Annotated in this window: 8 protein-coding genes and 2 tRNA genes; 6 read left to right on the top strand and 4 right to left on the bottom strand. The window is 30.1% G+C overall.

Annotated features, from left to right (window positions below; translation table 11 throughout):
- Positions 1 to 119: 119 nt before the first annotated feature.
- Positions 120 to 1,592: an ATP-binding protein gene (locus LQ686_RS13685; RefSeq protein WP_107565919.1), complete on the bottom strand. Its 1,473-nt coding sequence runs from the start codon at positions 1,590 to 1,592 to the stop codon at positions 120 to 122.
- A gap of 152 nt (positions 1,593 to 1,744) precedes the next feature.
- Here LQ686_RS13685 and LQ686_RS13680 point away from each other — a divergent pair, with 152 nt between their 5' ends.
- Positions 1,745 to 3,256: a bifunctional metallophosphatase/5'-nucleotidase gene (locus tag LQ686_RS13680; protein WP_025905644.1), complete on the top strand. Its 1,512-nt coding sequence runs from the start codon at positions 1,745 to 1,747 to the stop codon at positions 3,254 to 3,256.
- A 61-nt stretch (positions 3,257 to 3,317) separates the two neighbouring features.
- Here LQ686_RS13680 and LQ686_RS13675 read toward each other — a convergent pair whose 3' ends face one another.
- Both LQ686_RS13675 and LQ686_RS13670 read right to left on the bottom strand, forming a co-directional pair.
- Positions 3,318 to 3,923 (bottom strand): CPBP family glutamic-type intramembrane protease, encoded by a 606-nt coding sequence (locus LQ686_RS13675; RefSeq protein ID WP_025905643.1) that lies wholly within the window; start codon positions 3,921 to 3,923, stop codon positions 3,318 to 3,320.
- A gap of 2 nt (positions 3,924 to 3,925) precedes the next feature.
- Complete coding sequence (locus LQ686_RS13670) at positions 3,926 to 4,111, bottom strand: YkvS family protein (RefSeq protein ID WP_025905642.1); 186 nt, start codon at positions 4,109 to 4,111, stop codon at positions 3,926 to 3,928.
- Positions 4,112 to 4,281: 170 nt separating this feature from the next.
- Between LQ686_RS13670 and lplA the strand changes: the two genes are divergently transcribed.
- A complete protein-coding gene (lplA, locus tag LQ686_RS13665; protein WP_025905641.1) occupies positions 4,282 to 5,277 on the top strand; it encodes a lipoate--protein ligase in 996 nt (331 codons plus the stop codon).
- 73 nt (positions 5,278 to 5,350) lie between these two features.
- Here lplA and LQ686_RS13660 read toward each other — a convergent pair whose 3' ends face one another.
- Positions 5,351 to 5,566, bottom strand: a complete 216-nt coding sequence (locus tag LQ686_RS13660; protein ID WP_016911637.1) for an IDEAL domain-containing protein — start codon at positions 5,564 to 5,566, stop codon at positions 5,351 to 5,353.
- Between the two features lie 243 nt (positions 5,567 to 5,809).
- Here LQ686_RS13660 and LQ686_RS13655 point away from each other — a divergent pair, with 243 nt between their 5' ends.
- From LQ686_RS13655 to LQ686_RS13640, 4 genes are all read left to right on the top strand, one after another.
- On the top strand, positions 5,810 to 6,175 hold the full coding sequence (locus LQ686_RS13655; RefSeq protein ID WP_107566018.1) for a VOC family protein: 366 nt from the start codon (positions 5,810 to 5,812) through the stop codon (positions 6,173 to 6,175).
- A gap of 112 nt (positions 6,176 to 6,287) precedes the next feature.
- The gene (locus LQ686_RS13650) at positions 6,288 to 6,842 is read left to right on the top strand and encodes a competence protein ComK (protein WP_103361967.1); all 555 of its coding nucleotides are present in this window, start codon (positions 6,288 to 6,290) and stop codon (positions 6,840 to 6,842) included.
- A gap of 132 nt (positions 6,843 to 6,974) precedes the next feature.
- A tRNA-Asn gene (locus LQ686_RS13645) sits at positions 6,975 to 7,049 on the top strand.
- Between the two features lies 1 nt (position 7,050).
- Positions 7,051 to 7,138 (top strand) — tRNA-Ser (locus LQ686_RS13640).
- Positions 7,139 to 7,288 lie beyond the last annotated feature (150 nt).

Below are 7,288 nucleotides of genomic sequence, written 5' to 3'. Positions count from 1 at the left end.
GATTCGAAGACTACAGGCTGAGAACATGCCCGCGGAAAGCATGCGCATAAAAAAATGCCGGCAAAGTCTAAGACTTTGTCGACACTCTGAAAGCAAGCGACTAGGTCGCTTGCTTTTTCTTATGGCTTAATAGTAGGTATAGTAATCATAAAGGTAGTACCTTTAGTCATATTTGTAAATACGCTAATTTCGCCTTCCCAATCTTCAATGAGTTTCTTACTTAAATATAAACCGAGACCACTACCAGATTCTTTCGTTGTAAAGAAAGGATCGAATATCTTTTGTTGTGTCTCTTTAGACATTCCAGTACCGTTATCTTTAAATATAATCGTCGCTTGTTTTGCATGTGTATGTTGTAATTGAATTTCAATTTCTGGTTGTTCAACATCTAATAAAGCATCTTTAGCATTTTGAATGAGATTGATGAGAATTTGTTTTAATTGATCTTCTGAAATAAATGCATAGATAGGGCTATCAGGTAATGTTAAAGCAATATTAATGTTATGTTGTTCAAGTTCATACTTCAAAAATTGTGAAACTTCTTTGATAGATTGATTAATATCGACATTTGAATAGGCAAGGTTAGTTGGCTTTCCTAAAAATAAAAACTGTGTCACGATATTATTAATTCTATCTAGTTCTTCTGAAATGATATTAAAGTGATGATCTTGTTTATCTTTATCATATTTCATTCTCGTTAGTTCGATAAAGCCATTAATGCTTGTAAGTGGATTTTTAATTTCATGTGCTGTATTGGCAGCAAGTGTACCTATTAATCTAAGTTTTTCATTATTAGCTTGTTCGATGACTTTTTCATGTTCTAATCGTTCGGATCTATTTTTTAATATAAGTGTCACAATAGATAATAATAAAAATACCACTAAAAATATAAAAATGCTCGGTAAAATTATGCGCGTTATAAAATTATACTGTCCGCTAATTGTTAATGAGATTGGTAATTGATCATATAAATATGTTACGGATTTAGAGTGTTTATATTCTTTTCCAACTTGATAGATTTCAGTACCATCGATTCCATTAACTTGAATGTGATATCTTTTAGAAATTAAATTAATTTCATTTTTGAATGAAGACATATTGATTTCTGAAGCAACAGTGTAGTCTTTATTTTGAACTTTTAAATGATTCGTTAATAATAATGTATTGGCATTTTTTAATGAGATTTTTTCACTGCTTAAACTAGAATTAGCTGTAAAAGGAAATTGAAACTTATATTTGTTAAAATCTTCAAGAGAGGTATAATCAGCGCCTTTAGAGTCATAGACGATTTGTTTTTGATCATTCAATATATAAATATGGTCGATCCAAGTGTATCTGATGTGATTATCTTCTAAAAATTGATTAATAAATTTTTCATTGCGGCTGTTAGATAAAATAGTCGTTAAAGATTCAGAGATGCTATTTGATTCATTTATAAATGTATTAATTTTTAAGTTTACAATTTCTTTCGTCGTTTCTAATCTTTGATTCACTCTATTTGTATAATTTTTATTTATAATAATACCAATCATTAATGAAATGACTAAAGCGATAGCAAAATTAATGATGATTAATTTATTAAATGATTTCATTATTGCCTCCAAGTTTATTGTTTACTAATAGAGTATATTATGATTAACAATTATTGCCAATACATATTAAATAAATTTTCTATCCAAATGGTCGTAAACTGCCCTAACAGTATTTAAAAATGGTAAAATAAATAAAAAAGGTGGGGATAGCATTGAATACGAATGAAACCATAACAATTGATTTATTAGCTACTTCTGACTTACATGGACAAATAGGAAAAAGTGGTATTAGTGGTAACATTCTAAAGATGGCCACTTACGTTAAACATAAACGCAAAACCAATCACCACGTCTTATTGTTAGATAATGGTGGCATGTTGTCAGGTTCAATGTTTGCTTTTTATTATGCTCAAATTGCCCCATATAAGAGAAATCCAATGATTAAAGTGATGAATGAAATGCAATTTGATGCAAGTGGTGTGAGCCCTGACGAATTCAACTTTGGCTTAGACTTTTTAAATAAATCTATTGCTTTAAGCAGATTTCCTTGGTTAGCAGCAAATATTGAACATAGTAAGACTCGTGAACCATATTTTACAACACCTTATACGATTAAATATGTAGAAGGTATAAAAATAGGCATCATAGGATTCACATCTAGTGGTCTTATGGAAAATAAAAACGTTGAGTTTGAAGACGAAGTCCTTGTTGGTGAGTCTATGACTACAGCAAAAAAATGGGTGAGATATTTACATGAAAAAGAAAGCCCTGACTTCTTGATTATGTTATACCATGGTGGCTTAAACACTTACACAGATAAAAATAATTATAGATCATATTACAGTAACAACGCTGAAAGTATGACAAAAAGTACAGAAGGCGTAAATGTCATTATTACTGGACATCAAGAACATATTGTTGATCTTAAAGTCGAAGAAACACAGTTTATACAACCAGGTAAAGATGCTACGAATATTGTAGATATGTCTATTCAATTCAAAAAAAGAGCAAACTCTGTAGAAATTATCGATACGTCTATTAAGCACGTAGAAATTTCAAGTTATCCTGAAGATAGAGATTTATTGGAACTAACGTATTTCGACCAAAAAGCAGTCCAACATTGGTCTGAACAGAGCGTTGTTGACGTACCTGTTGTGTTAGATTATAAACAATTAACAGACTTATTTATAAAACCGCATAAGTTCATGGAATGTATTCAACAAAGTATGACGAGAGCATTTAAAGAAACTGATTTTGTTTGTGCACAAATTGGGAACCCGACTGGTAAAGGTTTACGTGGCGAGTTACAAGTTAAAGATGTTTATCAATCATATGTACATACTGATAAACCTGTCAAAATTAATTTATCTGGTGCTGAAATAAAGCGCATTATAGAAAGAACTGCTACAGCACTGTATAAAGAAGGGGACACGGTTCAATATAATGACCATATTTTAGAACCGACACTTATGACTGTATGGAAAGGTTTCGAATATACGATTGATTTGAGTAAACCTGTAGGCAGTAGAGTTAACTTAAATAATATTGATTTAGAAGCTACCTATTCAGTTATTATGACGGATTATTTATTTAGACACGTTAATAAGATCATTTCTGAATCAACGTATGAGAGAGCGAAAAAGACTGTCATCGAATATATGATTGAAGAACTGACGGAATCAAAGGGCAAATATGATTTAGAACATCATTTTGAAGTATTATAAAAATATCCCCAAAAAGTTAGCATAATTGCTAAAATTTTTGGGGATTATTTTATTAAATGTATTAGCTAAAAATTATAACGAGTATGATGATTGCTGCAATTTGAGCTACATAAGATGTTACGATTCTTTTCGTGTAGAAATACAATGTAGATAATATGAGTTGTGCTAAAAATATAAACATAAATATAGCTAAATTATCTAAATATAAAAATAGTGAACTAGATGCAAGGGCACTCACAACGATTGCAATAATAGGTTGTGAAAATTTCAGCTGTAACTGATTTTGTAAAATTGTTCTAATATATAACTCATGACAAGGTATAGCAATTACAATTGTTACAAGCATTTGCCACTTATAAAATACGCCAGCATGCATTAATTCTTTTAATAAGGATGCATATGACAAGCCATTATAAATTTGTGATAATAATAGCTGAAGTAGAACTAATATAATGGCACCAATAAGACCATATCCAATTGATTGAAGTAATCGCTTAGATTTGATGTCACGTTGATAAAAGACATAGCTAATGCCCGCAATCAGCATAATACCAGTATATAAGTACCAGAATACTTCTTTTTCACCTTGCATAATGAATAAAATAATGTGAAAAATAATGAAACTAGATATGAACCATATTAATTGAGGATTAATTTGTCTCTTCACTATTATCCCTCTTCAGAAATTATTGTATAACGCTTATGATTCACTACAGTTTTTTCAGGTAACTCTAAACTTTCAAAGTTATCCATAATTGTGATATCTACGATAACTGAGTTTTCATTAATTTTTTCAACTCTACCTCTTAATCCATCTTGAAACTCTATGATATTTCCAACTTCTGCGATTGTCATCTTATTCCTCCTAAATAATACTATGAAACATTATACTAAATAATACCCAGTTTATAAAGTATTAACAAATATACTCTATTTTAACATAAACATATCATACATATGATTAATCAAACATATGGTACTATAATACTTGAGGCTATTTGGGGAGAAAAGAAGGAGGAAATATAATGAAATTTGTAAGTAATAATGGTATTAACGATCCAATGATTAATTTAGCTATGGAGGAATATGTCTTAACTTCTCTTCCTAAAGATGATAGTTATTTCCTATTCTATATTAATCAACCATCTATTATTGTAGGGAAAAATCAAAATACGATTGAAGAAGTTAACCAAGAGTATGTTGAGAAACACAACATCAAAGTAGTAAGAAGAATTTCTGGTGGTGGAGCTGTATATCACGATTTAGGTAATTTAAACTTTAGCTTTGTTACAAAAGATGACGAAGACAGTTTCCATAACTTTGCGAAATTTACACAACCAATTGTTGATGCTTTAAATGAAATGGGTGTTAAAGCAGAATTATCTGGTAGAAATGATATACAAGTCGGGGAAAGAAAAATATCAGGTAATGCAATGGTTAAACAAAAAGATCGCATGTTCTCACATGGGACATTGATGTTAAATAGTGAAATCGAAGAGGTTGTTAATGCACTTCGCGTTAACGAAGCAAAAATAAAATCTAAAGGTATTAAATCCATAAGATCACGTGTCGCAAACATACAAGAGTTCTTAGAAGAGCCAATGGATATTGAAACATTTAAACAACGTATACTTACATCTATCTTTAAACAACAAGGTAGTGAAGATGTTGAAGAGTATCATTTAACAGATGAAGATTGGGATAACATTAATGAACTAAGTAAAAATAAATACCAAAAATGGGAATGGAATTATGGCAAGAATCCTAAATACAACTTTGAAAGAAGTCATAAATTTGATAGAGGACTTGTCCAAATTAAATTAGATGTTAAAAAAGGTAAAATAGAACACGCAGCAATATTCGGTGATTTCTTTGGTGTCGGTGATGTAAAAGATATTGAAGAAGCATTAATAGGTGTTCAACATCAAAAATCATCTATTCAAGAAGCATTAAAAGATATTGATGTTTATCACTATTTTGGAGATATCGCTAAAGAAGAAATTATTAATTTAATGCTATAAACAAATAAAAGAGACTATTTTTGAATGTTTTCAAAAGTAGTCTCTTATTATGTGTTAAATTTTAAATGACAACTCACGATTGTAAATCCTCCAACTGAATTAATTCTTCACTGTATTGTTCAAATAAAGTATTATTACGATTCGCAAGTGCTTCATCAATTAAAACCATTAATTCTCTTTTACGATTTTCACGTAAAGCAGAGTCAATCACAAGCTCAACTGATAAATCATTTAAGTTATTAACAAAAGTTTCTAAACTCTGGTGCTTAACTTGAGAATATTGTTTCATTTTAAACAACCCCTTGACTTTATTTGTTAAAATTATAGCGTATTTATTTTCTAAATGCAATGAATATTCAGAAATTTTAAAAAGTAAATTTATAATTCGAAATCAGTGATAAACTTACTCTATAAATTCATTATATGTTACTATAATCTAATTTCAAATTATTTTGCTCACAATTCAGAATACGGTTGTGAAAGTTTTAAGTAGTCGAACCATATATAACAAAAATACTTAAGGAGAATCATTATGTATCAATTAAAAAAGTGGGATCATGTTCAATTATCTGCACCTAAAGGATCAGAGGATAAAGCACGATATTTCTATTGTAATCAATTAGGGTTTAAAGAAGTAGAAAAGCCTGAGTCATTGAGAGGTAATGGAGGCGTTTGGTTTAATATTAATCAAATTGATTTGCATATTGGTATTGAAGAAGGATTTGAACCATTAAAAAAAGCACATCCAGCTATTAATGTTGAAAATCTAGAAGATTTAAAAGAACATTTAACGAATGAAAAAATAGAGTTTAAAGCAGATAATCGTTTTCCAGGCGCAAATAGAATCCATTTATTAGATCCTTTTGGAAATCGTTTAGAATTTATAGAAAAACAATAGAATTTATTCCAAAAAGTATTGACTTCCATTTAAATATAGATTATATTTTATGTAATTACAATAAATGTAAATCCATTCGTTGTAATTACATAAATTTTGAAAGGAGCATACTATGAGTAAATACGTAATTAAACAAAACACGATGTACATTAGAGGAGTCAGAGTAGACGATCATACCATTCATACTGAGGTGTCTGAAGCGGGTAGAGAACCGTTCATTATTAAACAGAAACCTCAAGAAATTATGAATCAGTCATGTCGCTTTTATGGAGAACACTTCAATGAAAGAAAGCTTTTTACAAAAAGGCTTACCAGAATTACTAGCAAACCCCCGATTTTAGTATCCGCAGTTACATCCACTTATTTTTTCTGCACAGGTTCCGAAAGGTCAATAGACAACACATGGATAAATATACTCTATGTTAAAGATTTCAAAGAATACAATGGCAATAAGACCAAGATATTTTTAGAGCAAGATCAAAGCCTCGTTTTTCCAATTTCCTACCACGTAATTAATCATCAATACTTAAACTGTTTATGTTTGTACTATAGAAATCACCGTAATAATATCTTTATTAAACAACTAAATACACCTAATATTGACTTAACTCAAGATGGATATAGTGTACTTGATGTTATTAAGATGTATTTAAAAAATCAATATTAGCATACGAAAATAAATATTAACGGAACAAGTGCAACTAAAGTGTAAATGTTCCGTTAATTTTTTTAGGTTTTCTCTTGAAAATATTAAGATGCTTGATATAATAGTATTTGTGCTTGATAAAAATTTAATTATTCCACAGTAGCTCAGTGGTAGAGCTATCGGCTGTTAACCGATCGGTCGTAGGTTCGAGTCCTACCTGTGGAGCCATGGAGATGTACTCAAGTTGGCTGAAGAGGCGCCCCTGCTAAGGGTGTAGGTCGTTCTGCGGCGCGAGGGTTCGAATCCCTCCATCTCCGCTCAGATTAATTAGTCACGTATAGTGAAAAGAAAAAACCTTGATAACTCAAGGTTTTTTCTCAGACTGTGGACAAACTGAACTTAAATTTATAAGTTCAGTTTGTTTTTTTATATGGATTAATATTTTCCACTAAAATCATGATTAAACT

The organism is Mammaliicoccus sp. J-M41, assembly GCF_022385935.1.
Taxonomy (GTDB): domain Bacteria; phylum Bacillota; class Bacilli; order Staphylococcales; family Staphylococcaceae; genus Mammaliicoccus; species Mammaliicoccus sciuri_A.
The sequence above is the reverse complement of the archived record's forward strand: the minus strand, read 5'-3'. Positions and strand labels throughout refer to the sequence as shown.

What these genes read in the sequence shown, in the direction of transcription:
- LQ686_RS13685 (WP_107565919.1), bottom strand. Translation starts at nt 1,592, where the DNA reads ATGAAATCATTTAATAAATTAATCATCATTAATTTTGCTATCGCTTTA.
- LQ686_RS13660 (WP_016911637.1), bottom strand. Translation starts at nt 5,566, where the DNA reads ATGAAACAATATTCTCAAGTTAAGCACCAGAGTTTAGAAACTTTTGTT.
- LQ686_RS13650 (WP_103361967.1), top strand. Translation starts at nt 6,288, where the DNA reads ATGAGTAAATACGTAATTAAACAAAACACGATGTACATTAGAGGAGTC.
- LQ686_RS13670 (WP_025905642.1), bottom strand. Translation starts at nt 4,111, where the DNA reads ATGACAATCGCAGAAGTTGGAAATATCATAGAGTTTCAAGATGGATTA.
- LQ686_RS13655 (WP_107566018.1), top strand. Translation starts at nt 5,810, where the DNA reads ATGTATCAATTAAAAAAGTGGGATCATGTTCAATTATCTGCACCTAAA.
- lplA (WP_025905641.1), top strand. Translation starts at nt 4,282, where the DNA reads ATGAAATTTGTAAGTAATAATGGTATTAACGATCCAATGATTAATTTA.